The organism is Roseibium sp. FZY0029 (assembly GCF_036350355.1).
Classification (GTDB): Bacteria; Pseudomonadota; Alphaproteobacteria; order Rhizobiales; family Stappiaceae; genus Roseibium.
In genome coordinates this window covers 619,462-645,177 of sequence record NZ_JAZDVZ010000002.1, presented here as the reverse complement: position 1 = coordinate 645,177, position 25,716 = coordinate 619,462, and the positions used below count along the sequence as shown (strand labels likewise).

Below are 25,716 nucleotides of genomic sequence, written 5' to 3'. Positions count from 1 at the left end.
CCGATCAATCAGAATCCGATTTCTGAAAGGCCTATTCTCAAAGACCTTCCGGGCCGCGCTGAACGGCGGCGACGCCGGTGCGCGAGACTTCGACAAGGCCGAGTGGTTTCATGATCGAGATGAACTGCTCGATCTTGGAGGTCCGCCCGGTGATCTCGAAGACGAAGTGTTCCGTCGTCGCGTCGATCACGGTGGTGCGGAAGGCATCTGCAAGGCGCAGGGCTTCCAGGCGCTTTTCACCGGTGCCGGCCACCTTGACCAGGGCAAGTTCGCGCTCCAGCGGCTTGTCCTGATTGGCGTGCTTGGCCCGGACAGTCAGATCCGTCACCCGGTGGACCGGGACCAACCGGTCAAGCTGGTGGCGGATCTGCTCGATGATCATCGGTGTACCGGTGGTCACGATGGTGATGCGGGACAGGTGCTTCTCGTGCTCGGTTTCCGACACGGTCAGGCTGTCGATGTTGTAGCCTCGGCCGGAGAACAGGCCGATCACGCGGGCGAGGACACCCGGCTCGTTGTCGACGAGGAGCGATAGGGTGTGGGTTTCGATTTCATTGCTGACTTCAGCCAGGAAGTAGGCGGAAGGCGCATCAACATTCTGTGCGTTCATTGTCTTAAAGTCCTTTTGCCTTCTTCACCTCAAACGAGCGACTTGCCTTCGGCGCTGATGGCGTTGGCAACAGCTTCGTCGTTGGCTTCATCCGGCAGCAGCATTTCGTTATGTGCCTTGCCCGAGGGGATCATCGGGAAACAGTTGGTCAGATTGGCGACGCGGCAGTCGAACAGCACCGGCTTGTCGACGGCGATCATCTCCTCGATGGCTCCGTCCAGATCTCCCGGCTTTTCGACCCGGAACCCGACCCCGCCATAGGCATCGGCCAGCTTGACGAAGTCCGGCAGGCTGTCGGTGTAGGAATGGGACAGGCGGTTGCCGTGCAGCAGCTGCTGCCACTGGCGCACCATGCCCATGTACTGGTTGTTCAGGATGAACACCTTGACCGGCAGACCGAACTGAACGGCGGTCGACATTTCCTGGATGTTCATCAGGATCGAGGCATCGCCGGCAATGTCCACGCACAGCGCGTCGCGGTGGGCAACCTGCGCGCCGATCGCGGCCGGCAGGCCGTAACCCATGGTGCCGAGACCGCCGGAGGTGAGCCAGTGGTTCGGCTCCTCAAAGCCATAGAACTGGGCCGCCCACATCTGGTGCTGACCAACTTCGGTGGAAATGAAGGTCTTGCGGTGCTTGGTCAGTTCATAGAGCCGCTGGATTGCATACTGCGGCATGATGACATCGTTGTTCGGCTTGTAGGCCAGCGAGTTGCGGGCCCGCCACTGATCGATCTGCGTCCACCAGTCCTTCATGGCCTTGGCGTCGGACTTCAGCGAGGAAGACCGCCAGATCCGTACCAGGTCCTCCAGAACGTGAGCGACATCACCGATGATCGGCAGGTCGACATTGATCGTCTTGTTGATGGAAGACGGATCGATGTCGATGTGGACCTTCTTGGAATTCGGCGAGAAGGCGTCTGTCCGGCCAGTGATGCGATCGTCGAACCGGGCACCGATGCAGATCATCAGATCGCAGTCGTGCATGGTCATGTTGGCTTCGTAGGTGCCATGCATGCCCAGCATGCCGAGCCAGTTGTCACCGGATGCCGGATAAGCGCCGAGGCCCATCAGGGTCGAGGTGATCGGGAACCCGGTCAGCGATACCAGTTCACGCAGCAACTGACAGGCCTGCGGGCCGGAGTTGATCACGCCACCACCGGTATAGAGAACCGGTCTCTTCGCGGCTGCCATCATTTCGGCGGCCATGCGGATGCTTGCGGCATCGCCTTTCATCTGCGGACGGTAGCTCTTGTGCGCGGCGGCCGGGTTCGGCGTCGGGCCCTGATAGGTGCCGGTCGCGAACTGAACGTCCTTCGGAATGTCGACGACAACCGGGCCCGGACGGCCGGAGGTGGCGACATAGAAGGCTTCGTGCAGGATGCGCGGCAGGTCATCGACGTCGCGCACCAGCCAGTTGTGCTTGGTGCAGGGGCGGGTGATGCCGACCGTGTCGCATTCCTGAAACGCATCGTTGCCGATCAGATGGGTCGGCACCTGGCCGGAAATGCAAACAAGCGGAATGGAATCCAGCATCGCGTCGGTCAGCGCTGTCACCATGTTGGTGGCGCCGGGGCCGGAAGTGACCAGGGCAACACCGGGCTTGCCGGTGGAGCGGGCATAGCCTTCAGCGGCATGGCCTGCACCCTGTTCGTGCCGTACGAGAATATGCTCCAGACCTTCCTGCTGAATGATCTCGTCGTAAATGGGAAGCACTGCACCGCCCGGGTAGCCGAAGATCGTGTCAACTCCCTGGTCTTTCAGCGCCTGGATGACCATTTCGGCGCCGGTCATTTCCCGTGTCATTCGTTTCGTCCTTGCATTCTCGCCTGTTCGTCAGGCTTTGGCTCACATTACTGTTTTGTCTTCTGTCAGCCCGTCCCCGGAGGAGGGCGGGCTGAATCAACACTGTCTGTCTGGTCCGACGCATGCGGCGTCAAAGATCCGGGCAGAGGTGGAAAAGGCGAAGTCAGGAGGCGGGTACAAAAAAAGGCCCCTTTGGGAGCCTTGGTCGCGCGCCATCCTGTCCGTACGGGGTTATCCCGCCGCGGAGGCGCGCTTTCCTACTACTACTAGAATGAGCGACATAGCCATGTCGTCCCGGTCCTTTGATGCTGCAGGCCGTCAGGCCTGGATCGACGTTTATCAGAAACTTCCCGGAAGCGGGAAAGTCTCGCCACCCTGAGAGAAACCGAAATGGGAACGGCGTCAATGGGCTGGCTCAAGCCCGTCACGTCTGCCCCGGTCTTGATGCGCCGCACCCTAGTGAGGCGGATATGACCGGTCAAGCCTTAATTTCGAAAATTGCGCAAAAGATCGAAGATGTTTCTGAAAGTTGCCTTTTGGCTGGTGGAAATGAGCTTTCGTTCCGGCGAACGCAGATTTTCTCGGGGTTGCGTTCAACGCAGATCCGTCATGATAAAAAATTGTCATAAAAACCGTTGCGCCAAATCGGATCCCACTATATACACCCGCCATCCGACGTGCCGCGCGGTTCTCGCGGCCCTGTCGCTTTGGGTGTGTAGCTCAGTTGGTAGAGCAGCTGACTCTTAATCAGCGGGTCTGGGGTTCGAGCCCCCACTCACCCACCATTTTCTTCTCTCTGGAAATCTGAAACTGCCGGTGCGTTGCGATTGCGCGCCATGCGGCTTGTTGCGCATTTTGCCGAAACTTGTGGCCGCCGGTCGACGGCCACGAGATTTGGTACGGTGCCGCTGCGATCAGCAGGGAAACTCGTTTGTGATGAATTTCGAATCTTTCAAGGTGGTGAAACAGGTATTGCCGTCCTTGAAGTAGGTGTTTTCATGGCCGCAGACCATCGTCTCGTCCCGGAAGCCCTGTTCACAGAGCTGCCCGTCTTTCACTTCCCATTTCAGTGTCTTCTTTGCGGGCTTTTTACCGGTCACGGTGACGACTGCAATCTTGTTGCCATTGTCGTTCCACTCAACGACCCAGTCTCCGGCCTTCTTGCCGTTTTTGCCGTAAAAAATTCCCTCGATCTTTTTGCCGCTCAAGACGTCGATCCGTTCCGCCTCCGTCATCGGTTTGGCTGACGCAGGAAGATCTTTGGCAATTGCGGCAGTTGAAATTGCGCATACGGTAGCAAGCAGGAAGATTTGCTTTATCATCGCACTCTCCAATCAAGATCAATATCGATCAACAAGTCATTGCGCAGTAACTCGGGCATTATATTTGCGTCTGGTGAAGCGGACAACTTGATCAAAGGATGTGTATTGAAACACGACTCCGATGCCTTTGAGACCGGTTCCCGCGCTGATGACGCAAGACAGGCGAAGCGGAAGTTGCAGTGCACTGGATAACCAGGTCTTTGGGAAAGCAGTGAATCTCCGGTTGAAAACTCCCGTTCTTTCAAGCCTGTAACCGCAAGTTTTAACCTTGATATTTTTTCTTGTTTGACCGCCTTGGCAGACAACTTAACGTGCAGCCAAGCAGGGAAATCGGTGCCTATCTAATCTAGTGGCAAACAAGGCGATTGCCGCGTTTGGCGTGGCGGCTGTTTGCGGGACGCGGATGAAGGGCGACATCAGACAGGACATCCATGCATAAACTGGATTTCGAGTTGGACAAGGCACAGCTCAAGCGTGCCTGGGGGGTTATAGACAGGGAGTTTCAACGCCTGGGGCTAACGCTGCGCCGCGGGTCGGATTTCGATGTTGTCGAGGCGATGGCAGCCGCCAGCGGTCTGAAGCGGTTGGAAGGGCATTTCACCCCGAGCCTCAACACCTATACGCCCTCTCAGGCGTTCTGGCTGGCGCTGGTGGACGAGGAGGACCGGATGGTCGGGCGCGTGTGCGCGCGCTTCGACAGGATGGCCTATCCGATGACGCTGACGGACTTCTGGCGCAAGTATTTTCACCGCTGCTACCCGAACGCGGAAGGCGGCAAGGTTGTCTTGAGTGACAAGCAGCCGCGCGTCGGCCGGCGGATCACCGGCGATGTGGTCTATCTGGGGGGAACGGAAGTCGCCAAGGAGTGGCGCGGCTCAAAACTCGGCGGCCTGCTCAACCAGATGGCGCAGATCGAGGCCCTGGACGAGTGGGGCGCCGGTTTTTACTACGGCTGGGTGCAGGGTTTCAATTTCATGGACGGCTTCTGGCGCGACTGCGGCTTCACCCGGGCACATTTCCATGCGCTGAACTGGGTTGAACCCTTGCCTGGTACGCTGGATGCCAATCTGATTTTTGTTGCGAACTCAGCTGATGATGTGTGCGATCTGATTGATAGGATCGCGAGTGGACTTCAAGCAAAGTCATGAGACAGAAAATCCGCGTGAAGCCGGCACTGGTGCGGAACTTCACCAGCAGCCGCTGCAACGTCATGTCCGGAACACCGTCTCCCAGCCTGTTGCCCGTGCGCTGAATGTCGAACCAGGGCTCGCCGTCCATGACGATCTGATAGGCATCGGCAACGCCCTGCCGGTAAACGGACGGCAGGAAGCTGGTCGGCGGACGCGGCGTTTCCGGTTCAAGCGCGTGCGGGAAGAACCGGCGAAACGTGCTGTGTTTGCCAGCGAAGGTCAGCAGAGGCACGTCGCCCGGTTCAGCGCTCGGCAGGGTCATGAGCAGGTATTGGCTCAGCCGTGTCATCTGGCTGTCCTGCGTTATGATGCCCTCGTTGTCGCGCCAGGCCCTGAACAGAAACTGTGTCTTGTCTCCCGCCAATCCGTTTTCGATCAGCGAGAAGGAGAGGGGCTCAACAAAAGCGTTGTTGCTCATGGACGCCTCCGAAGGGACTGGATTTCGGCAGAAATCCTTTCTGAATGGCTTCGGCATAGATGTCATATCTTGCCGCCGCCGCCAACTGGGCGCGTTCGCAGTCGCTCAGCCGGCTTGTCTGGTCGTGGTCGAACAGATCGAAGCAATGGAAATCAAGCAGGAAGAGACAGTCGTATCTTGCTGCAATTTCAAATATCTCCAGGAATTCGAGCTGCTCTTCGGTATATTGATCTTCGCTCATCCCTGTCGCCTTGTCATCACATGTCATTCTTTGTTTTGCCTTTCAGACAATTTCTGGCTTGACGAGGTCCTATGAGCGGTCTGCGCGCCTGGAGGTTGCCGGCTTTTTCACCGGCAATGGTCTCCGGGCGTCCCCAAGTGTGCAGAGGCCGCTTCAATCCGGGATAGCAAGGATCTCCTCTCGCCAATCTCAGATTATCAAACAAATTCGCGGCAGGCGAGTATTCTTCTTCAACTTCCCTTAGAGATGAACCGGGGAGCCTATGATCTGGCGCCATTTAACTTGTGGATTGACCCTGCGGAAGACGCCGGCCAGGACAAGATCACCTCGAAACCGTCTGCGTGACCGTGCCGCGGGGAGGCCAGCGTCAGTGTTCCGCCGGTCTGGTCGGCAATCGTCTTTACCAGCGCGAGCCCGAGGCCGGTTCCCCGCGCCTGTGTTTCGCCGCGAACGAATTTTTCGCCAAGCTTTCGAAGGGTTTCGGCCGCAACTACCTTGCCTGTATTGGCAACGGCGAGCTTCTTGCCTGGCCCCGCAGTCACGGAGATGAGGGCCTCATCGCCGCCGTGCCGGCGAGCATTCTCAAGGAGGTTCGAGATCACGATGCTGAAAGCATCCGGATTGATCGCGAGGGTGAGATCGGCGTTCGGATGGATCGAAAGGCTCACATCTTGCGCATCACGCAGAAGGAACTTCAGGATCGGCATGAGATCTGTTTCCCGGTCGGCCCGAGCAAAGCCCGCTTCCAGACGGGCGAGACGGAGGAGGTTCTCCGAAAGCGCCGACAGATTCTTCAGCGCAGCTTCTACCGATTGTGCCCTGGCGCGTTGCGGCAGGTTCGCAAGTTCTTCGGAAAGCTGTTGCACCTGAGCAAGAGCACCGGCGATCGGGGTTCGCAATTCATGGGCGCTCATGGCGGAAAATGCCCGTTCCGCATCGAGAGCAGACCGCAACCGACCCAGCAGGCTGGCAACCTCGTTGGCAATCGGGGCCAGTTCCTTCGGATGCCCTTCGATGTCGATCCCCTCGAGATTGGTGTGACCGCGCTCGGCGATTTCGCGGCGCAGGCGTTCAACCGGCCGCATGGCGATCCGAACGGTCAGCCAGATGCCGAGGCCAATCAACGGCAGCAGGGCTGCGAGCGGCAGGAGCAGGGCCCCTGCAGCGTCCATGAGCACAGTCTTTCGGTGATCACCGGTTTCCACCAGCACGATGCTGTAGCCCCGCTTGCGTTCGCGCAACGACAGGGCGCGTCTGCCGTCCACTTCGAAGAACCCACTGGGGATTGGGTCGGGAAAGGCGCTTTCAGGGGGCATGTTGCCGGAGACCAGCCGGGTCCGGCCTCGCTTGTCGCGAATGAGGTAGCCGAAATTTTCCGTCTCGAACCCGTCAAAACCCGGGACGCGAAATTCTTCCCGCTCCTCGTGGTCTTCCTTTTCGCGCAGGTCATGGACGGCAAGCGGCAGAAGGCGCAGCGCACTTTGACGCAGGGTGTCATCGAAGGTTTCTGTCAACTCGTGCTTCAGCACGAGCGCGGCAATGGCGGCGGCGCCCAGCCAGAGCAGCAGTGTCGACAGGCCAAGCAGCAGGGCCAGCCGGAAAGTTATCGAAGGCGTCCGTCTCATGCGCCGGCCTTGTAGCCGAGCCCGCGCACGGTGGTGATGGCATCGGCACCGATCTTCTTGCGCAGGCGGCTGACGTAAACTTCCACAGTGTTGCTTTCGACTTCCGCGCCGAAGGCGTAGAGGCTTTCCTCAATATCGGATTTCGAGACGATGCCGCCGCGGTGACGCAGCAAGCGTTCCAGAACAGCCCATTCACGAGCGGTCAGGTCCACCGGCTTGCCGGCCCGTTCGGCGCTCTTGCGGGTCAGATCCAGGGTGATGTCGCCAAGTGTCGTTTCGGGATTGGGTGCACCGGCATAGCGGCGGGCAACGGCGGAAAGCCGGGCCCGCAGTTCGGCAAGATCAAACGGCTTGACCAGATAATCGTCCGCACCGCTGTCGAGGCCTTCGATGCGCATGGCCACCTGGTCCTGAGCCGTCACGATAATGACCGGCACCTGGTTGCCGCCACGGCGCAACGTCTTCAGGAAATTCAGGCCGAGCCCGTCCGGCAGGTTCAGGTCAAGCAGGATCAGTTCATAGGGCACGGCGTCGAGGGCGAGCGCGGCTTCGTCAAGGCGTTTGACCCAGTCAACACCGTGGCCCTGCATGACCACATGGTCGTGGATCGCTCCGCCCAGAATGGCATCGTCCTCGATCAGCAATACGCGCAAGGCGCTCTCCTGTTTAGGTATCCGACAGGCGCACCTGACACGCAAACCTGACACCAGCCTGAACGGATTTCCGGGTTGGCTTCAGGTGCCTGTCAGTTTGATCCCGTCTTCTTGTGGCGTCTAACGCAACGAGGATCAACTCGCCATGAAGAATATCGCCTGCGCTCTCCTGCTTTCAACGGCCCTGGTGATGCCCGCCACCGCGATGGCCAAGGATGTCAATGTGACCGTCGACATGAAGTCCTATGGCGGTCCGGGTGCCTATCTGGCCGTCTATCTGGTCGACGGAGCGGGCCAGTTCCAGCAGACCCTCTGGGTCGCCGGAAGGAAGTCGAAATACTACCGCCACCTGAAAGGCTGGGCGCGCGGCGTTTCCAGCACAGGCGGATCGATTGACGGCCTGACCGGACCCAGCGTCGGCAGCGGACGTTCGCTGACGGTCCGGGCCAATATCGCCGATGCGCTCATCAATGCCGGTTATCAGATTGTCGTCGATTCCGCAGTCGAAGACTGGGGTGACCGGCCACACGATGCCGCCGTGCCGCTGGTCAATGGTGCCAGTGCCGGCGGATCCGGCTTCGTTGGCAAACTGTCGGTCAAAATGTAACGGAGGCTACCGCCCATGCTCAGGATCCTTCACACCTGGCCGACGCTGCTTGCGGGCGTTCTCGTGACAGTCATGGCCATGTCTGGCGCTGTTCTGTCTCTGGAACCCGCCGTGGCACGTTTTTCCCAGCCGGTTGGCCAGACTGTCGCCGAGGACACGACGGTCGCGTCGCTTGCAAGCGGGGTGGTTGCGCATTTCAGCGATCCGCAGAAGATCGTGCGCAGGGCAAGTGGGCAGGTCGTTGTCTATCACGCAGATGCTGACGGCTTTGCGGCAGACCTGGTCGATCCGGCGACGGGTGAGAGCCTTGGGGCCTATCAGCCTTCAGCGTTTTTTCAGACGGTTACCGAACTGCACCGCTCGCTGTTTGCTGGTGAAACCGGCCGGATTGCGACCGGTATCGGTGCGGCTGTCATGATCCTGCTGTCTGTCGGCGGTGTCCTGCTTCTGGTCACGCGGAGCGGCGGCTGGCGCAAGCTCCTGAAACCGTCGAGCGGAACGTTTGCTCAGCGTCTTCATGTTGAAGCCGGCCGGATCGCCGTTGCCGGGCTGGGCATTCTTGCTGTTACGGGGCTGTTCATGTCCCTGACGTCTTTCAGGCTGATCGGCGCACCGGCTGAAGACAGCTTCCTGTCATTTGCCGAATCCTCCGCTGGGCCGGCCCTTGCCGTTGCCGACATGCCGGCGCTGCAAAACGTGGACATTGCGGATCTTCGCGAACTGGTCTTTCCGGCAAAGGGCGATGCCCTGGATGTCTTTGGCCTGACGGTTGCTCAAGGGTCGGGCTTCATCGACCAGGCAACCGGTAACTTTCTGAGTTTCAGTGCCAACACGCTTGCGGAAAGCCTTTATCAGCTCGCCTACACGCTTCACACGGGGCAGGGGGCCTGGGGCTATGCGCTTGTGCTGGGAATCGCCGGGCTCAGTGTACCGGTGCTTTTCGTCTCGGGCATGGCGACGTGGGTTCGCCGCGTGCGGCGCAGTGTTCGCATTGCCGGTAATGTACCTGCCGGACGGGCGGACACGGTCATCCTGGTTGGCAGCGAAGGCAATTCCACCTGGGGCTTTGCCCGCAGCCTTCATGCCGCTTTGAAGGCGCAGGGGCTGGTGGTCCATACCGCGTCAATGAACGATCTTGCCGGCTCCTATCCCTCCGCCAGGCGGTTGATCGTCCTTGCCGCGACCTACGGGGACGGTGACGCACCTGCGTCTGCTTCCCGCTTTATGTCGCGTCTGGCGGGGTTCAACAGCCAGACGGATCTGGCTGTCAGTGTCGTCGGGTTCGGCGATCGAAGCTTCCCGGCGTTTTGCGCCTATGCGAGACAAGTCGAGGGAGCTCTGAAGGATATGGGCGTCGCAGAACTGCTGCCGATGGCCACGGTCGACCGGCAGTCAACGCAGCAATTTGCCGCCTGGAGCCACGATCTGGGCAAGGCGATCGGCATCGACCTTCATGTGGAGCACACGGCAGATCTGCCGGATCTGAAGGAATGGGAATGTGTTGCCCGCAAGGACTTTGGCCAGGCCTATCAGACGCCGAAATCCATCCTGAGATTTCGCGCGGTGCAGACCAAGCCCGGCAAGTTCAGTCTTTCCCGCGCAGCAGGGCCGTCCTTCAAGGCTGGCGACCTGATCGGCGTCCTGCCGAAGGGATCCGACGTGCCCCGCTTTTACTCGCTCGCCTCCAGCGCTAGCGACGGTTTCCTTGAAATCGCGGTCAGCAAGCATCCGGGTGGCTTGTGCTCCGGGCAATTGTGCGATCTTGGTCCCGGCGACCGGATAGCGGGCTTCATCCAGCCGAATGCACGCTTCAACATGCCCAGGGGCAAGGCTCCGGTCATCCTCATCGGAGCAGGCACGGGTGTTGCGCCACTGGTCGGCATGGTGCGGGCAAATGACGCTCTCAAACCTGCCTATCTGTTCGCCGGAAGCCGGGATCCGCAGTCCGATCAGCTTTACCGGGAAGAGATCGACACTTTCAGAAAATCCGGCCGGGTCCGGAACGTCAGCTACAGCTTTTCCCGTGTTCCGGGCGGCGCCTATGTGCAGGACGCTTTGCGCGCCAATGCGGAGGAGCTGCGCCGGATGGTCCGGCAAGGCGCTGACATCATGATTTGTGGCGGTACCAGCATGGCGGAGGGCGTGAGCAAGGCGCTTGACGATGTGTTGGGCCCGCTTGGCCTGACGGTTCAGAAACTGCGGGCAGACGGTCGTTATCAGGAGGATGTCTATTGATGTTTCAGATGCTCGGCACTCCGGCAATCCCGTCCAATTCAGTTCCCGGACGGCATGTCATCAGCGGAAAAACCATGGGAACCCGCTATTCGGTGGTCTTTTATTCCGAGTTCAACTTCGACGCCGAAGCCCTGCAGCGGGAGCTTCAAGAAGCGGTCGACCGTGTGGATGAGCAGATGTCACCCTGGAAAGCGGATTCGATCCTGTGTGAAATCAATCGCATGGAGCCGGCAAGCTGGATCGATCTGCCGGACGAAACTTTCGAGGTCTGTGAGGCTGCGCTTCTGACATGCGTGGAGTCCGAGGGGGCATTCGATCCGTTCGTCGGCGACCTGGTGTCCGCCTGGGGATTCGGACCGGAAACGGACGCCCCGGACCTGAGCAAGACCAAACAGTTGCAAGGCGACTGGAATAGCCGCAAGCGGGAGGTGGAATTCGACCGGAAAAACCGGCGTTTGCGCCGCCCGGCGAGCTGCCGGCTGGACCTTTGCGGCATCGCCAAGGGCTACGGGGTCGATCGCCTCAGCCAGGTGATGCATCGCTGGGGCTTGCCGGACCATCTGGTCAGCATCGATGGCGAGTTACGGGCCAGCGGGCGCAAGGCCGGTGGCAGTGGCTGGCAGGTAGCCTTGGAAGCGCCAGAAGCGAATGTTCGCCGCGAAGCGCTGAGGCTCGAAGTTTCCGATGTTGCCATCGCGACCTCCGGCACCTATCGCAAGAGCCGGAACGCTGGCGGCCGCACGGTCTCGCACACGATGAACCCGCAATCGGGAGCGCCGGTCAACAATGAACTTCTGTCCGTGTCGGTGATTGCCGAGAACTGCATGACGGCCGACGCATGGGCAACGGCCTATATGGTCATGGGCTGTGAAAAAGCGCTGGCGCACGCACAGCACGCCGGTCTCGACGCCATTTTCGTGGTGCGCACACCCCTTGGAGCGGTGGACGTCCTGGCAACGGATCCTGAGCTGCTGTCTGCCTGATGGGAGGGGGCTGAAGCGGATCAGGTCTGCTGTTCGGTTTGCTTGGGGCGCAGTTCCAGTTTCCTTGCGCCTGCGTCCAGGGCCTTGATGTCCGAAGACGCGGCAATCTCCCGGTCGGCGGCGTAGCGGTCATGGTTCTGGGCAACCTTGCCGAGATCGTAGAGGTAATTCACCATCACGCCGGCAGATTGGGCCCGGCCCTTTGCCGATGTATCGGCATCCGCATGGACCGCATGCACCTGGGCTCCGTTGCCGAGATGAAAACGGGCCACCGGATCCACCGGCTGGCCATCCTCGCGGCGGGCCGAGAGAAGGTAATGTGCGGCAAGGGTACGCAGCAGCTTGTTGTCCGCGTCTTCATAGGCAATGCCTTCCGACGACAGCCACTTCGTCAGCCCCGGGATCGGTGACAGGGTGACAAAGGTCCTCAGGTTCGGCAGCTCTGCCGAAAGATCGGCCGCCACCTGTTTGATCAGCGAGTTGCCGAAGGAAATGCGGGCCAGCCCGTCCTGACAGTTGGAAATGGAATAGAAGACGGCAGTGCGTGCCGTCGCCGCCGTGATCGGTTCCCGGTCGCTTGCCAGAAGATCCTGGATCGAACCGGGAATGCCGTCCGTCAGCGCGACTTCCACGAAAATCAGTGGTTCGTCGGGCATCGACGGGTGGAAGAAGGCGAAACACCTTCGGTCGCCCGGTGCAAGCCGGCTGCGCAGATCTTCCCAGCTCGTGATTTCATGCACGGCCTCATAAGCGATAATCTTTTCCAGGATATGCGCCGGGCTTTCCCAGCTGATCGGCCGCAGCACCAGAAACCCCCTGTTGAACCAGGAAATAAACAGGTGCCGAAAGTCCTGGTCGAGTGCCTGCAGTTCCGGATCGGAGCCGCCGAGCCGCAACAGATCGGCGCGCATGCGCACCAGTTGCTCTGTCGCGCCGGGGATCTGGTTCAACCGCCGGATCAGTTCCTGGCGCTTGGGCTCAACCGCGGCCATGAAGGCCGTGTATGTTTTCCGGTTCGGGGTGGCCTCATAGGCCTCCAGTGCGGTGCGCACGGCGCCCGGATCGATGTTCATGTCGTGGGCAAGGTGACGGAAAAGCTCCAGCTTCTCGCCATCCGCCATATCCTGAAACCTTTGCAGGAGCGTGCTGGCAGCGGCGACGACCGTGACTTCGCCGGCCGTGCCTGCAAGAGCGGTGACGAGATCCTCCGTCGGCCGGTTGTCACGCCGTTCGGGCGCTGCCGTGCGGTAGCGGCGCTCGAAAATGGTCGACAGCAGATCGCCGAGAATGGTCATAGGGGTCTCCAGAACGTCCGGTGAGGGTTGGGCTCTGTCCTGAAGATAGGGTGTCCGGAGCGCCGACCCAATTCCCCAAAAGAGGCAACCCGGGCGGCGTCGCCCGGGGCGTGGCAGGTGAATGCGCCGCCGTCAGGCGGCTTCGCTGTCCTGCTGGTCGAGTGGGCCTTTTTTCAACGATTTGAAGAAGGCCGTCACCGCTTCGGTGAGCTGCCCGGCGTTGGAAGACATGCTTTCGGCCGAACTGAGCACTGTCTTGGAGGCCGCGTGGGTGGTTGCAGCGTTCTGGGCGACACCGTCGACGATGCCGGTGACCCTGTTGGTGCAGTCAACGGTGTTGGTGACGTTCTCCTGAATGGCCTGCGTCGCCTCAGCCTGCTTCACCGATGCGTTGGAAATCATCGTGGTGATCGATTCGATTTCCGTGATGGTTTTGGAAATCGTGTCGAAGGACTGCGCCGTATCGCGGCTGGCCGCGTCGACTTCTTCCAGCGATTGGGTGATCTCATGTGTTGCCTTGGCGGTCTGCGTGGCCAGTTCCTTGACCTCGGCAGCAACCACGGCAAAGCCCTTGCCCATTTCACCCGCGCGTGCGGCTTCGATGGTCGCGTTCAGCGCCAGCAGGTTGGTCTGGTCGGCGATGGAGGAAATCAGGCTGATGATCTCGCCGATGGCTTCGGCGGACGTGCGCAGGCTGTTGGCCTTTTCCTGGCCTTGCGTAACCTGGGCGACGGCAGCGCGGGCGATCTCGATGGACCGCTCGATCTGGCCGCTGATCTCGCTGGCGGTGGACGAGAGGTGGTCGGCGGCGGAAGCTGCCGCGTTCACGTTTTCCGCCGTCAGGTCGGCCGCGTCGGCAATGGCGGTCACGACTTCGGAGTTGGAAACCGCAGAGGTTTCCATTTCTTCCGCCGTTCCGGTCATCTGTTCGGCGGAGGCCATCAGGCTCTGGGCAATCTGGCTGATCTGGCTTTCGAAGGAATCGGTCGACTGGCGGAAGGCACCGACACGGCCCTTGATCGTCTCGATGGCCGTGTTCATGATCTGCGCATTCTGCAGATAGCTGCCGTTAAGGCCACCGGGCTGGATCCGGCGGTAATACTGGTTGTTCTCGATTGCGGTCATCGAGGCGGCCGCTTCACGCAGGAACGCATCCGTCCGGTCGATCATGTGGTTCATGGCGGTCATCAGGTCGCGAACTTCACCGGCTTCGGTGTAATCCCTGGCGCGCGCCTCGAAGTTGCCCCAGCCGACCTGGCTGCAGACTTCAGTCGCAGCGGTGAGGCCCCGCCGGGTCCGCTGCACGGCGGTAAGCGCAAACAGCATGGCAAGCATCACAAGGCCGCCGCACACCACGGTTGCCGTCATCAGGCCGAGCAAGGCGCAGACCACGGCCGCCGCGGCGGCAGCCATTGCGGCACCGCAGGCGAGCGTGGTGTTAAAGAGTGTGAATGAGCTCGTCATAGCTCACGCCTTTCGATTGAAGGATCGATACAAGCTGATCGTGACCGGCCTGCATGCCGGTCTTGCGATTGTCCGCCTGCTGTTCTGTCTGCCTGAGCTGGGCATAAAGCGGGGTGATGATGTCATCGACAATGCGCCGGTTGGGTACGCGGCGGTTGGAGTGGTAGCCGATAATCTTGCCGCTTTCATCGTAGGACGGCGTCACGTGCGCCAGCACCCAGTAGTGATCGCCATTGGCGGACATGTTGACCACATAGGCGAAAATCTCTCCACCGGCCTCGATGGTGTCCCACAGCAGCTTGAAGACACAACGGGGCATGTCCGGGTGGCGAATGAGGCTGTGCGGTGCGTTCTCGAGGGCCTTGCCGTCGAACCCGGCGATTTCCCGGAAGATGTCGTTGGCATAGGTGATACGCCCGCGCGTATCTGTTTTCGAGACGATCAGGTCCCGTTCGGAAAAGAACCGTTCCACCCCCGTCGGGGTGACCTTGTACTGGGTCATCCTTGGTGCGCCTGCTCTACTTGGCAATTCTGGGTATAGGGTACGGTTGTGTGCTTAATGATCCTTAAATGAATGCGAATGAAGGTCCTTTTTTAACTATATGAATTCATAGGTATTTCTCGCCATGTCATCTTTCTCCTGTGCAAGCATTCGGATGGTGATGCGCCGCGTTGTTCTTGAGGTTTCGGGGTGACCTTGCGTTCGTTCGAAGAGCTGAGCAGCTCAGATTTTTCTGTTCTTCGGCCCGCTGCGCACCGGGTCCGAGAAACTGCGGACTTTCCAGACAGGCCCCATAGGCTGTATAGAGGGCGCCAATAGCCGGGCGAGGGCTTTTGCCCCTGGGGTCTGCACCCTGGGATCCGGCGTCCTTCAAGAAACAGAACAAGCCACATGAACGAATTTCTCGTTGCCGCCCTTTATATGTTCACGCCGCTCGATGACTTCGAGGCCATGCGCAGCCCGTTGAAGGCTTACTGCGAGGAAAGGGATGTGCGCGGCAGCCTGCTGCTTGCAGCCGAAGGGATCAATGGCACCATCTGCGGGCCGGAAGCCGGTGTGCGCGAGGTCCTGGCGCATCTTCGATCCGACCCCCGACTTGCAGGCCTGAACCACAAGGAAGCCTGGACCCATCGGCATGTCTTCAAGCGCATGAAGGTGAGGCTGAAGCAGGAGATCGTTCGGTTGGCCGTCGACGGGATTGATCCGAATGAAATCGTCGGGGAATACGTCAAGCCGGAAGACTGGAACGCGCTGATCTCCGATCCGGACGTCGTTGTCATCGATACGCGCAATGATTATGAATTCGCGTTCGGTACGTTCGAGCGGGCACTTAATCCGAAAACCCAGTCGTTCCGCGAGTTTCCGGCCTGGGTGGAAGGTGAGGACGAATTGCAGAAGAAGCCCAAGGTGGCCATGTTCTGCACCGGCGGCATCCGCTGCGAAAAGGCGACGGCCTGGATGCTGAAGAACGGCTTTGAGGAAGTCTATCACCTGGAAGGCGGCATCCTGAACTATCTGGAAAAGGTGCCTGAGGCCGACAGCCTCTGGAAGGGTGAATGTTTCGTCTTCGACGACAGGGTGTCCGTCGACCACCAGCTTCAGCCGCGTTGGGGAGAGTGGGTGCCGGAAGAAGCCCGCCACATCATCAACGAGGACACCGACTACGAAAAAAGTGCCCGTGCGGAGACGGACAACGAGGCCTGAGGTCAACTTCGGTCAGCGCGTTTCTTAACGAATATTAACTTTTTAGCTTTAACCCCTTGTGGAACTTCCCTAAAGTCAAGGTTGTAGGCGTTTTCCTGCGCCGGACTGGGGGAAAGTACATGCGTCACAGCTTCTGGAGCGCGCTTGTCGCGCTGATCGTCGCCCCGTTGGTCAGCACGTCCGTGCTGGCGGGGGGAACTGCATTGTCCTGCTATGAACAGGCGACGGTACCCGCCGTCTACAGCACGGTCAACGAACGGGTTCTTGTGGAACCGGCGTCGAGTTACGTGGTGCAGAAACCGGCCGTCTACAGCTATCAGTCCCAGCGCGTGCTGGTGCAGCCCGAACGAGTCAGCTATCGCACGTCGCCTGCCGTCTATCAGACGCGCCAGAGCCGGGTTCTGGTTCAGCCTGCCAGCATCGGGTGGGAATACCGGGTCATCAACGGCCGCAACATCCTGTGCAAGGTGCAGAACCCTGCCGTTTATCGCACGATCAGCCAGAAAGTCCTCGTTCAGCCGGCCTCACGCGTCGCCCTACGCCAACCAGCTATCTACAGCTCCATAAGGGAAAAGGTCCTGGTACAACCCGCGACGAGCTACCGTGTCCAGAAACCTGCGGTCTATCGCACGGTCAGCCGCCGGGTTCTCGTTCAGCCGGCCCAGACCGTCTGGAAGCCCGTCAAGGTCCGGGGTTGCCGCTACTAGGTGGCTGGGTCAAGATCGGGTTTCCGTCCGTTTTTCCAAACAGGCTGAAAGCCGTTTACCTGACCAGTTGTGGGGCTGAAACATGATTTGCACTTTGATTGCGTCTTCCATTCTGCTCAGCATGGAGGACGGCTCGATGGCTGTGCTCATTCCCGAAAACCAGTCGGTACGCATCTTCAACGAGCAAACTGCAAAAGGCGAAGGGGCTGTCGTGCATCTTTTCGGAGAAACGAAGATCCAGGTGCCGGGTGTGAAGGCCGAGCAGATCATCGAAGCTCTGAGGTCTTGCAAGCCAGAGAAGGACGTTGAATAACGGGGACGGAAGATACGTTTCATCCCCCAAGTCCCACCCGAGCCGATCCCTCCGCCTCGATGGATATGTCGAATCCACCGGAGTGTGCCGCCCATCCTTCGAGACAGCGCTAATGCGCTTCCTCAGGATGAGGGAGGGAGGACTTGGTGAGGGAAGCTGGTGTCGCGATGGGAGAGGCGGCGCATCGAAGCAAGTCGGTTGTCCTCCGGCTTTCCTTCCCTGCAGTTCAAACCGGCCACCCACTCCGCCTCATCCTGAGGAGGGCCGATCAGGCCCGTCTCGAAGGATGGGCCACAAGCGCCGGACTATGCTGTCTATCCTAAAGACAGCGCTCCGCGATTTCTCAGTCGCGCGCTGTCTTGAACCGGTATGGTTTCAGGCCGGTCTTGCCGTGGCCTTCGACCAGGAACAGGCCGCCGGACAATGTGTCGGGCTCGATTGCCGTCGGGTCGGCAGGTTGTTTGATGCTGGTGACGATCAGGTGGTCGAGATCCGGGCCGCAGAAGCAGGGCATGGTCGGCTTGTCGACCGGTAGCTTGATGGCAGCTAGCAGGTTTCCGTCCGGGGCAAAGCAGTTCAGCACACCGGCGGAGACGCCCGCGCTCCAGTAATTGCCTTCGGTGTCGACCGTGGCGCCGTCCGGGCGGCCGGTGTCGTTGGTTTGCTGGGCGTAAAGCATCTTCGAGCCAAGTGCTCCGGTCTGCGGATCGAAGCCGTAGCATTCGATCCAGCCGGGGGAGGTGTCGGAGTGGTACATGTAGGTGCCGTCCGGCGTCCAGGCGAGGCCGTTGGAACATTGCAGTTCGTCCCTGATCTCGGCAACGTCGCCGCTGCCGTCCACCCGGTAGAGACCGGCAATCGGCTCGCGCGGCGAGCTTGTGTCCATGGTGCCGACCCAGAACGCTCCATCAGGACCGACCTTGCCGTCGTTCAGCCGTGTGTGCGGCTCGTCCGCCTGCACTTCGGCCAGAAGCTCGCTGGCACCGCTTTCAGGATCAAACAGGATGATCTTGTCCCAGACACTGACAATCAGCCGGTCATCGTCGGTCAGACCGAAGGAGCCGACCTCATTGTCGAAATGCCAGGTGGTGATCTCGCGGCTGGCCCAATCCAGGGACTGGATGGAGCGGCCCTGAATGTCGGCCCAGAGCAAGCGGTTCAGTCTGTCGTCCCAGGTGGGACATTCGGCAAGCTGGTAAGTCGTATTGATGAAACGGGTGATCGTATGTGTCACCGGAGCGGGTTCCTTGAAAAGTCAGGCACTTGAATGGATGCGGACTATACCCGCCAGCGTTGGCTGCGTCGAGACGCTGGAAACAATGGCGGAAATGCGCGTGGTTTGGCTGTGGACCGGCGGGCAGGAGCGTTCAGTTTTCGCCATTGAGGGGAATCGCGGTGCGTCTGACGATCGGCCGGATGGCGAAGGAGGATTTCATCCTGAGGACGCCAGGAAGCTGGGCAAGGTGATCGCGGTGGATACGTTCGAAGTCGATCGGGTCCCGGGCCGAAAGACGCAGGATGTAGTCTGCATCGCCTGCCATCAGGAAACACTCCATGATCTCTCCGGAACGGGCAACAGCGCGTTCGAAATTCTCCAGCGTCTCCTTGGATTGCCCGGTGAGCGATATTTCCACGAAAACGTCCATGTGCCTGCCCAGCTTCCTCTGGTCCAGCAATGCGACGTATTTCTCGATGATACCGGATTCCTCCAGAGCGCGCATACGCCGCAGACAGGCGGATTGCGACAGGCCCACCTTTTCCGCAAGGTCCGCATTGGCAATGCGGCCATCGCTTTGCAGCACGTTGAGGATCTTCTGGTCGAGACGGTCGAGTTTCATTTTGTTGCGCCGCACATAATGCCGGGTTGAAGATAAAAGGTTGCAGGATATTCGATAGAAAATCAAAATCACGCACGATTATTGCGTAAATGTGACCTGCAGTCCCCTGGAACGCAAGCACATTCGACAGAAACAGCGGTAGAATCTGCGCCAATAATAACGCTTCCAGAGGAGACAAGTTATGCGCATTGGTGTGCCGAAAGAAATCAAGAACCATGAATATCGGGTCGGTCTGACCCCGAACAGCGTCGTCGAAATGGTGGCTCACGGCCACGAAGTCGTCGTTGAAACAAATGCCGGTGTCGGCATCGGTGCCAGCGACGCCGATTACGAAGCGGCAGGCGCGAAGATCCTGGCAACTGCCAAGGAAGTCTTCGATGCCGCGAACATGATCGTGAAGGTCAAGGAACCGCAGGCCGTCGAGCGCGCCATGCTGCGTCCGGACCACATTCTCTTCACTTACCTGCACCTGGCGCCGGACGCGGAACAGACCGCCGATCTGGTGAAATCCGGTGCGACCTGCGTTGCATATGAAACCGTTGTCGATGACCGTGGCGGTCTGCCGCTTCTGGTGCCAATGTCCCAGGTTGCAGGCCGCCTGTCGGTGATTGCCGGTGCAAAGGCGCTGGAAAAGGCGCATGGCGGCTCGGGCACGCTTGTGGGCGGTGTTCCGGGTGTGGAGCCTGCCAAGGTTGTCGTGATCGGCGGCGGTGTGGTCGGCTCGCATGCCATCACCATGGCGCTCGGCCTTGGCGCGGATGTCACCGTTCTTGACCGCTCTACTACTGTTCTGGGCAATCTTTCCCAGACGTTCGGTCCGGCTCTGAAGACCGTTTACTCGACCAAGGCTGCGCTGGAAAAGCATGTGCTGGAAGCTGACATGGTGATCGGGGCCGTACTTGTGGCCGGTGCCGCCGCGCCGAAGCTGGTTTCGCGGGAACTGGTCAGCCGCATGAAGCCAGGCTCGGTTCTCGTGGATGTCGCCATCGACCAGGGTGGTTGCTTCGAAACGTCCAAGGCAACGACGCATTCCGAGCCGACCTACATTATTGATGAAGTCGTTCACTATTGCGTTGCCAACATGCCGGGCGCCGTGCCGAAAACCTCCACCTACGCCCTGAACAACGCCACGCTGCCGTTTGCTCTGGCGCTGGCCGACAAGGGCGCGAAGAAAGCGCTGCTCGACGATCCGAACTTCCTGCCGGGCCTCAACGTCATCGGCGGCCAGGTGACCTGTGAAGCGGTCGCAACCGCTCTGGGCTACGCCTACGTCGATCCGAGGGTTGCTCTTGAGCAGGCCAACGAAAGCGCGGCTGCCTGATCAAAGCTTTCCTTCAGACTACGAAAAAAGCCGGTCCCTTGGGCCGGCTTTTTTCTTTCACGTTGTTGCTCCGATTTTAGGCGTCATCGGCAAGCGCAAGGCAGTGTCTTCTGCGAGAGGGCAATTGGAGGAGACATGTAGTTCAGCAGGCTGCGGGATCCCTACCTTTGCAGGGATGGTGCGCATGAGTGGCGTGTACGTCACTTGGAGAAGCTGCTTACGGGCAGCGCACCTTGTAGGGGGTGCCCTGTTCATCCGTGGCTATGCAGTTGCGCGGGGTGGTGACGACGCCGATCAGGCCGCCGCCGACGGCGCCGAGCGCGGCGCCGGCAAGGGTCGCATTCACCGTTGAACCGGCAACAGCGCCAATGGTGGCACCGGTTGCCGCACCGAGACCTGCTCCGATCAGCATTCTGTCCCGTTGACTTTCGGTGTTTGCGCAGCCTGTCAGCACAACGGCGAGACTTGCGGCTGCAAGGACAGATCTCATCCAGAACCCCTTGGCGAAAAAATGCGTCCGGTAAGGGTGGCGATCTATGGTTAACAGTTTCTTACCAAGGCGGGTTTATCCAAGGCAGATCATGAAAGCAAAACGGCCACGCCCTTGAAATGAAGGGCGTGGCCGATGTCAGTCGCAAAGTCTGGTCGCTCCCGTCTGCCGTCAGGCGAGGGACCTGCAGATGTTACGGGCAGGCGACTCGATATGGATTGCCATAGCGGTCGTGTGCAACGCAGTTCTTTGGCGTGGTTGCAGCGCCGATCACGGCACCTCCGGCAGCACCGATGGCGGCACCGGCAAGAACCGGAGCTGCACCGGCACCGGCAGCAGCGCCGACAATGGCACCGGTCGCAGCACCCAGACCGCCGCCAACCAGCGCACGGTCTCTCTGGCTGCTCGATTGACAACCGGCAAGGGCGGCGGCCGCGAGGGCCACCAGCAGGATCTTTTTCATTTCGTAAACCTGTAAAGACCTGATTGCGTCAGGTCAGTTGAAGTCAGGGGCAGGCGACGCGATACGGATTGCCATACCGGTCGTAGGCGACGCAGTTCTTGGGCGTCGTCGCAGAACCGATAATGGCACCGCCTGCTGCACCGATTGCTGCGCCGGCAAGTGCCGGGCCAACACCGTTACCGGCGGCAGCGCCGATTACGGCGCCGGTGGCCGCGCCAAGACCGCCGCCAACAAGCGCGCGGTCCCGTTGACTGTCAGACTGGCACCCTGCCAGAAACGCGGCCGAAGCAGCAATCAGAAGGAGTTTCTTCATAGTTTTCTTCCCAACGGTCTATTACCGAAACGAAAAAGGATAGCCTGCGCTTACGGGCAAGCGACCCGGTAAGGATTGCCGTAGCGGTCGTAAGCGACGCAGTTCTTCGGTGTCGTTGCAGAACCGACGATGGCACCACCTGCCGCACCGATTGCACCACCGACCAGCGCCCCGCCGACATCGCCTGTTGCGGCGGCGCCGACTGCTGCACCCGTTGCTGCGCCAAGACCGCCGCCGACAAGGGCGCGATCACGCTGGCTATCGGACTGGCAGCCCGCCAGGGCAAGGCCAACTGCTGCAAGCAGAACGAGTTTTTTCATGAAATCAGTCTCCCTTTCGGACCGCATCCACGGCGGGTCGAATGTATAAAATCTTGCGAAGCCTAAGCTGCTTTGCACGTTGGGGCAATCTCTGTTTGCCACAGCCGGCCCTTCTTTATCGTGAATCGCAAAAAGAGTTCTTCAACGATGTGAACCAGATAGGGCCGGTTAGGCAAAATTATGACGAGAACGCCTCACCTATTAACTCCTGTGCGAGGCAGTGGTTCCCACGTCACTTTGTCAACGCAGCGAGAAGACCTTTCGTAGATGCATCCTTGGAATCGGGGGAGATTTCTCCCTTGACCATCGGCAGCAAAGCGGTGGCCAGTTCCTTGCCCAGTTCCACGCCCCATTGGTCGAAGGAATTGATCCCCCAGATGACGCCTTCGACAAACACGCGATGTTCGTAAAGGGCAATCAGTCGGCCGAGCGCGAAGGGTGTCAGCTGATCGTAGACCAGGGTTATCGACGGCCTGTCGCCTGGAAAGACCTTGTGCGGTGCCAGGCGGTCCACCTCGCTTGAAGCCATGCCGGAAGCGCTGAGGAGTGCCTTTGCCTCTTCCAGCGTCCGGCCCAGCATCAAGGCTTCGGACTGGGCAAGGCAGTTTGCTACCAGGAGGTCATGATGGTGCTTCAGGTCTTCCTCATGGCCGTTTGCGGCAATCAGAAATTCACAGGGTATGACGGTCGTGCCCTGATGCAGCAGCTGGTAAAACGCATGCTGACCATTGGTGCCAGGTTCACCCCACACCAACGGTCCGGTCTCCTGCGTCACGGGGCTGCCGTCCAGCATCACGCGCTTGCCGTTCGATTCCATGTCAAGTTGTTGCAGGTAGGCAGGCAGGCGCGACAGGCGCTGGTCATAGGGTAGAACGGCGCGTGCGGAATAGCCCAGCACGTCACGGTTCCAGACGCCGACCAAAGCCATCAGCACCGGCAGGTTCTGTTCAAGCGGGGTTTCGGCGAAGTGGGTGTCCATCGCGTGGGCGCCGCACAGGAAGTCGGTGAAGGCATCCGGTCCGATGGCGATCATCAGGGGCAGGCCGATGGCCGACCAGACGGAATACCGTCCGCCGACCCAGTCCCAGAAACCGAAGACACGGGTTTCGTCTATGCCGAAGGCTGCGACCTTATCCAGCGCTGTGGAAACAGCGGCAAAGTGGTCGCCGACCGCGCCTTCACCAAGTGCGCCGGCGATCCATTTGCGCGCGGTCTGCGCGTTCGTCATGGTTTCGATGGTGGTGAAAGTCTTGGAGGCGACAATGATCAGCGTCGTGGCCGGGTCGAGCTTTTCAAGCGTATCGGCAATATGGGCGCCGTCGACGTTCGATACGTAGTGTAGCTCGGGGCCGTCATGGTAAGGGCTCAGGGCAATGGTGGTCATGACCGGTCCGAGATCCGAACCGCCGATGCCGATGTTGACGACATCGGTGAACGCATCCCCGGTGGAAGATGTCAGATCGCCGGAGCGGACTGCTTCGGCAAAATCGGCCATGGCGGCCAGGACTGCCCGCACATCGGGCATCACATCTTCACCGTCGACCAGCACAGGCTGGTCGGACTGGTTGCGCAGCGCTGTGTGCAGAACCGCCCGCTGTTCGGTGCCGTTGATCTTTTCGCCTGCGAACATGGCCGCGCGTTTGCTTTCCACATCCGCGGCGCGGGCAAGGTCAAGCAGCAGGTCGAGCGCCTTGGCGTCGACCCGGGATTTGGAGTAGTCGAGCAACAGGTCATCCGTCCGCGCGGAGAACGTATCGAACCGGCCAGGGTCGGCTGCAAAGAGTTGGCGAAGAGACGTACCCTTCAATTGTTCCGCGTGCTGGTTGAGAGCCTCAAATGCTGCTTCTAGCGCCATGAACAATCCTCTTAAATCGATTTAGCGGCCTGGATACGCGCCCGTTGCGCAGGGCATCCATTAGCATACCCATCCATCGAGCGGGAGAGGAAATTCTGGAGCAGGCGCCGCCGGAAACGCAGTGGAGGTTGTCGGCGGCGGAAGGCGGGTCAATTGGAAATCGGGGCCAGCAATTCAGGCGCGGTGACCAGTTGGCGGACACCGTGGGAATGGTCTTCCTCGAAGACATTGCCTTGTTCCGCCCAGGCATTGAGCGAGTTGATATCCAGCTTGGCGCATTGCGGCTTCACGCTCCAGGTCACTTGCAGCGGGGAGCAGACCGCCTGCGTGTAGCTCGGGCCCGTCGTCGAGCCGATAAAGGTGACGGGTGTGCCCGTTCCCTCCGGCAAGGCCTTGGGCTGGTGCAGGCCATTCACGATGTTGCCGTCATAGGCGAAGTCGAGAAAATTCAGGGCATCGGTATCGTTCACCACCAGGAAGACCTGCGCTTCGACCCGAAGCTGCGGGTTTGCGCAGGCATCGCTCAGGCAGGATCCGAGCCCCTTTCCGGGCGTGGCGTTGCAGGACGTATAGACCCAATGAACTTCAATCGTGTCGCCGGGCTTCACGTCCTTGAAGGCTGAGCTGGCAGGGTCCTTCAGCTCGGCGTCACTCAGCTCGGCGGTTTCGTTACATTGATAGCCGCCATGTTCGCCGTCGCCCGCAAACACGGTAAAGCCCGGGCCTTTGTGTTCGGCATTCGTGTGCGTGTGGATGTTGCACAGGTTCAGTTTGTCGGCGGGTGGTGCAATCGAGACCGAGGATGTGTTCAGGCCTGCGGTCTGCGTGATGTCGCGCGGCGTTTGCGGACCGAAGCCCTGACACAGTTCTTCTGCATGTGCTGGCGCCAGAAAACCAATGCTTGCGACGGCCGCAAATGCCAGTCGGATATGTTTTGCCATGGAAAACTCCTGCTTAGAGGGGAAAGGCAGGTCGAGCGGCGCCCATGGCAGAAAAGCTACACAATGGACGTTTGTTACCAAAGCGCGCTTTTTGCGAACCCGACAATTGGAAAATTTGCTCATGTTGCCAGCGCAGGCAAAGCCGCTATGTGAAAACCTGGCGGAAAACAACGCCAATTTCGCGTTGGTGCGTCGCTGTTTTAAGTGAAATGAAAGTTTCCTGAGGGTAAACCAAATCTATGAGTTCCGAGAACAATTTACATGGTTTGTCCCACCTACTCGACCAGCCGGATGCCGAGGAAGAAGTCCTTGTGGTGGATTTCGACAACCTGTCGGTGATCAACGCAGTCGCGTCAAATGTCAGCGAATGGGGGTTCCGGTTGACCTCTCCGGACGTCGGCGAACTTTATAAGAATATCGGGGTCCGGCCGAAGGACGCGAACAAGCTGTTGAGGGCTCATGTTACGTCCGTCAAAGGCAATGACGCGGCTGTTGTGTTTTCCAAGAGCGAAAAAACCGTCTCGGACAAGCGCCGGGAAAAGCGGAACAATGTCAGCATACCGGTCAAGATCGCAGACTTCGACGGCATTACGGAAATCAGTGGCACGATTGTTGATGCGGGCAAGAACGGTTGTCGGATAACCGCCAAAGGACTGACAGCGCTTCCCGATGAAGTGCTGCTGACAATGAAGAAATTCGACCGGGCGGTCGTCGCCGAATTTGCCTGGCGCAATGATACCTCGGCCGGATTGCGTCTCCTTTGGGACAGGACGCTCGAGCGCGATGACGGTTACGACGAGAGCGACGATGATGTCGAAGTCGATGCCGAAATGGGCGCCGAAGAGAACCAGGACGCCTGACCTGACCCGACCTGAGCAGGCCTCCTCTCACCGGCCCCTGTTCATATCACTTGCCTGAAAGCGATTGCGTTGCGGTGCGGATACCTGGCACCGCATGGAAGGGGCATGTCTTGCGCGCCGGGTTCTGTGAGGCGCCGTCTTT

27 protein-coding genes and 1 tRNA gene are annotated in these 25,716 nt (G+C 59.8%); 11 read left to right on the top strand and 17 right to left on the bottom strand.

The annotated features are described in order from the left end of the window. Positions 1-37: 37 nt before the first annotated feature. Positions 38-610, bottom strand: coding sequence for an acetolactate synthase small subunit (ilvN, locus tag V1T76_RS07520; protein WP_006932838.1), 573 nt, complete (start codon positions 608-610; stop codon positions 38-40). A 29-nt stretch (positions 611-639) separates the two neighbouring features. Continuing rightward, complete coding sequence (locus V1T76_RS07515) at positions 640-2,415, bottom strand: acetolactate synthase 3 large subunit (protein ID WP_330560024.1); 1,776 nt, start codon at positions 2,413-2,415, stop codon at positions 640-642. Positions 2,416-2,720: 305 nt separating this feature from the next. Here V1T76_RS07515 and V1T76_RS07510 point away from each other — a divergent pair, with 305 nt between their 5' ends. Both V1T76_RS07510 and V1T76_RS07505 read left to right on the top strand, forming a co-directional pair. After that, positions 2,721-3,044, top strand: coding sequence for a hypothetical protein (locus tag V1T76_RS07510; protein ID WP_330560023.1), 324 nt, complete (start codon positions 2,721-2,723; stop codon positions 3,042-3,044). Positions 3,045-3,124: 80 nt separating this feature from the next. Next, a tRNA-Lys gene (locus V1T76_RS07505) sits at positions 3,125-3,200 on the top strand. A gap of 129 nt (positions 3,201-3,329) precedes the next feature. Here the strand turns inward: V1T76_RS07505 and V1T76_RS07500 are convergent. After that, the gene (locus V1T76_RS07500) at positions 3,330-3,737 is read right to left on the bottom strand and encodes a hypothetical protein (RefSeq protein WP_330560022.1); all 408 of its coding nucleotides are present in this window, start codon (positions 3,735-3,737) and stop codon (positions 3,330-3,332) included. Positions 3,738-4,168: 431 nt separating this feature from the next. Between V1T76_RS07500 and V1T76_RS07495 the strand changes: the two genes are divergently transcribed. Further along, entirely contained in the window at positions 4,169-4,885 is a 717-nt protein-coding gene (locus V1T76_RS07495; protein ID WP_006932835.1) for a hypothetical protein, read from the top strand. Between the two features lie 437 nt (positions 4,886-5,322). Here the strand turns inward: V1T76_RS07495 and V1T76_RS07490 are convergent, their stop codons facing one another. The 3 genes from V1T76_RS07490 to V1T76_RS07480 form a co-directional block, all read right to left on the bottom strand. Further along, complete coding sequence (locus V1T76_RS07490; protein WP_330560021.1) at positions 5,323-5,586, bottom strand: hypothetical protein; 264 nt, start codon at positions 5,584-5,586, stop codon at positions 5,323-5,325. 260 nt (positions 5,587-5,846) lie between these two features. Then, on the bottom strand, positions 5,847-7,211 hold the full coding sequence (locus V1T76_RS07485) for a sensor histidine kinase (protein ID WP_330560020.1): 1,365 nt from the start codon (positions 7,209-7,211) through the stop codon (positions 5,847-5,849). Beyond that, positions 7,208-7,864 (bottom strand): response regulator transcription factor, encoded by a 657-nt coding sequence (locus V1T76_RS07480; protein WP_330560018.1) that lies wholly within the window; start codon positions 7,862-7,864, stop codon positions 7,208-7,210. Before V1T76_RS07480 ends, V1T76_RS07485 begins: the two co-directional genes overlap by 4 nt. A 145-nt stretch (positions 7,865-8,009) precedes the next feature. On the opposite strand from V1T76_RS07480, the gene V1T76_RS07475 reads away from it, so the two are divergent. The 3 genes from V1T76_RS07475 to V1T76_RS07465 are packed head-to-tail and all read left to right on the top strand — an operon-like array spanning position 8,010 to position 11,689. Then, positions 8,010-8,471 (top strand): DUF2271 domain-containing protein, encoded by a 462-nt coding sequence (locus V1T76_RS07475; protein ID WP_330560017.1) that lies wholly within the window; start codon positions 8,010-8,012, stop codon positions 8,469-8,471. A 15-nt stretch (positions 8,472-8,486) separates the two neighbouring features. Beyond that, positions 8,487-10,706 (top strand): PepSY domain-containing protein, encoded by a 2,220-nt coding sequence (locus V1T76_RS07470; RefSeq protein WP_330560016.1) that lies wholly within the window; start codon positions 8,487-8,489, stop codon positions 10,704-10,706. Further along, the gene (locus V1T76_RS07465; RefSeq protein WP_330560015.1) at positions 10,706-11,689 is read left to right on the top strand and encodes an FAD:protein FMN transferase; all 984 of its coding nucleotides are present in this window, start codon (positions 10,706-10,708) and stop codon (positions 11,687-11,689) included. Before V1T76_RS07470 ends, V1T76_RS07465 begins: the two co-directional genes overlap by 1 nt. 20 nt (positions 11,690-11,709) lie before the next feature. On the opposite strand, the gene V1T76_RS07460 is transcribed toward V1T76_RS07465, so the two are convergent. From V1T76_RS07460 to V1T76_RS07450, 3 genes are all read right to left on the bottom strand, one after another. Then, complete coding sequence (locus V1T76_RS07460; protein WP_330560014.1) at positions 11,710-12,984, bottom strand: malonyl-CoA decarboxylase; 1,275 nt, start codon at positions 12,982-12,984, stop codon at positions 11,710-11,712. Between the two features lie 132 nt (positions 12,985-13,116). Continuing rightward, on the bottom strand, positions 13,117-14,448 hold the full coding sequence (locus V1T76_RS07455) for a methyl-accepting chemotaxis protein (RefSeq protein ID WP_330560012.1): 1,332 nt from the start codon (positions 14,446-14,448) through the stop codon (positions 13,117-13,119). Beyond that, complete coding sequence (locus V1T76_RS07450) at positions 14,423-14,950, bottom strand: PAS domain-containing protein (protein WP_330560011.1); 528 nt, start codon at positions 14,948-14,950, stop codon at positions 14,423-14,425. Before V1T76_RS07450 ends, V1T76_RS07455 begins: the two co-directional genes overlap by 26 nt. Positions 14,951-15,340: 390 nt before the next feature. Here V1T76_RS07450 and trhO point away from each other — a divergent pair, with 390 nt between their 5' ends. The 3 genes from trhO to V1T76_RS07435 all read left to right on the top strand — a co-directional run bounded on the left by trhO (position 15,341) and on the right by V1T76_RS07435 (position 17,173). Beyond that, on the top strand, positions 15,341-16,153 hold the full coding sequence (gene trhO, locus V1T76_RS07445; protein WP_330560009.1) for an oxygen-dependent tRNA uridine(34) hydroxylase TrhO: 813 nt from the start codon (positions 15,341-15,343) through the stop codon (positions 16,151-16,153). A gap of 119 nt (positions 16,154-16,272) precedes the next feature. After that, positions 16,273-16,860: a hypothetical protein gene (locus V1T76_RS07440; RefSeq protein WP_330560008.1), complete on the top strand. Its 588-nt coding sequence runs from the start codon at positions 16,273-16,275 to the stop codon at positions 16,858-16,860. Between the two features lie 82 nt (positions 16,861-16,942). Beyond that, positions 16,943-17,173, top strand: coding sequence for a hypothetical protein (locus tag V1T76_RS07435; RefSeq protein WP_330560006.1), 231 nt, complete (start codon positions 16,943-16,945; stop codon positions 17,171-17,173). A gap of 343 nt (positions 17,174-17,516) precedes the next feature. Here the strand turns inward: V1T76_RS07435 and V1T76_RS07430 are convergent, their stop codons facing one another. After that, positions 17,517-18,407 (bottom strand): SMP-30/gluconolactonase/LRE family protein, encoded by an 891-nt coding sequence (locus V1T76_RS07430; RefSeq protein ID WP_330560004.1) that lies wholly within the window; start codon positions 18,405-18,407, stop codon positions 17,517-17,519. 133 nt (positions 18,408-18,540) lie between these two features. Then, positions 18,541-19,011 (bottom strand): Lrp/AsnC family transcriptional regulator, encoded by a 471-nt coding sequence (locus V1T76_RS07425; RefSeq protein ID WP_330560003.1) that lies wholly within the window; start codon positions 19,009-19,011, stop codon positions 18,541-18,543. A gap of 181 nt (positions 19,012-19,192) precedes the next feature. Here V1T76_RS07425 and ald point away from each other — a divergent pair, with 181 nt between their 5' ends. Then, the gene (ald, locus tag V1T76_RS07420) at positions 19,193-20,332 is read left to right on the top strand and encodes an alanine dehydrogenase (protein ID WP_330560002.1); all 1,140 of its coding nucleotides are present in this window, start codon (positions 19,193-19,195) and stop codon (positions 20,330-20,332) included. A 217-nt stretch (positions 20,333-20,549) separates the two neighbouring features. Here the strand turns inward: ald and V1T76_RS07415 are convergent, their stop codons facing one another. From V1T76_RS07415 to V1T76_RS07390, 6 genes are all read right to left on the bottom strand, one after another. Further along, entirely contained in the window at positions 20,550-20,822 is a 273-nt protein-coding gene (locus V1T76_RS07415) for a glycine zipper domain-containing protein (RefSeq protein WP_330560000.1), read from the bottom strand. Positions 20,823-21,015: 193 nt separating this feature from the next. Continuing rightward, on the bottom strand, positions 21,016-21,285 hold the full coding sequence (locus V1T76_RS07410) for a lipoprotein (protein WP_006932813.1): 270 nt from the start codon (positions 21,283-21,285) through the stop codon (positions 21,016-21,018). A 43-nt stretch (positions 21,286-21,328) separates the two neighbouring features. Beyond that, positions 21,329-21,598 (bottom strand): glycine zipper domain-containing protein, encoded by a 270-nt coding sequence (locus tag V1T76_RS07405; RefSeq protein ID WP_023000609.1) that lies wholly within the window; start codon positions 21,596-21,598, stop codon positions 21,329-21,331. A gap of 50 nt (positions 21,599-21,648) precedes the next feature. Continuing rightward, complete coding sequence (locus V1T76_RS07400; RefSeq protein ID WP_330559999.1) at positions 21,649-21,918, bottom strand: glycine zipper domain-containing protein; 270 nt, start codon at positions 21,916-21,918, stop codon at positions 21,649-21,651. 232 nt (positions 21,919-22,150) lie between these two features. Beyond that, entirely contained in the window at positions 22,151-23,773 is a 1,623-nt protein-coding gene (gene pgi, locus V1T76_RS07395) for a glucose-6-phosphate isomerase (protein ID WP_330559997.1), read from the bottom strand. Positions 23,774-23,922: 149 nt separating this feature from the next. Continuing rightward, entirely contained in the window at positions 23,923-24,714 is a 792-nt protein-coding gene (locus V1T76_RS07390; protein ID WP_330559996.1) for a delta-class carbonic anhydrase, read from the bottom strand. A gap of 266 nt (positions 24,715-24,980) precedes the next feature. Between V1T76_RS07390 and V1T76_RS07385 the strand changes: the two genes are divergently transcribed. After that, complete coding sequence (locus V1T76_RS07385) at positions 24,981-25,574, top strand: PilZ domain-containing protein (protein ID WP_330559995.1); 594 nt, start codon at positions 24,981-24,983, stop codon at positions 25,572-25,574. Positions 25,575-25,716 lie beyond the last annotated feature (142 nt).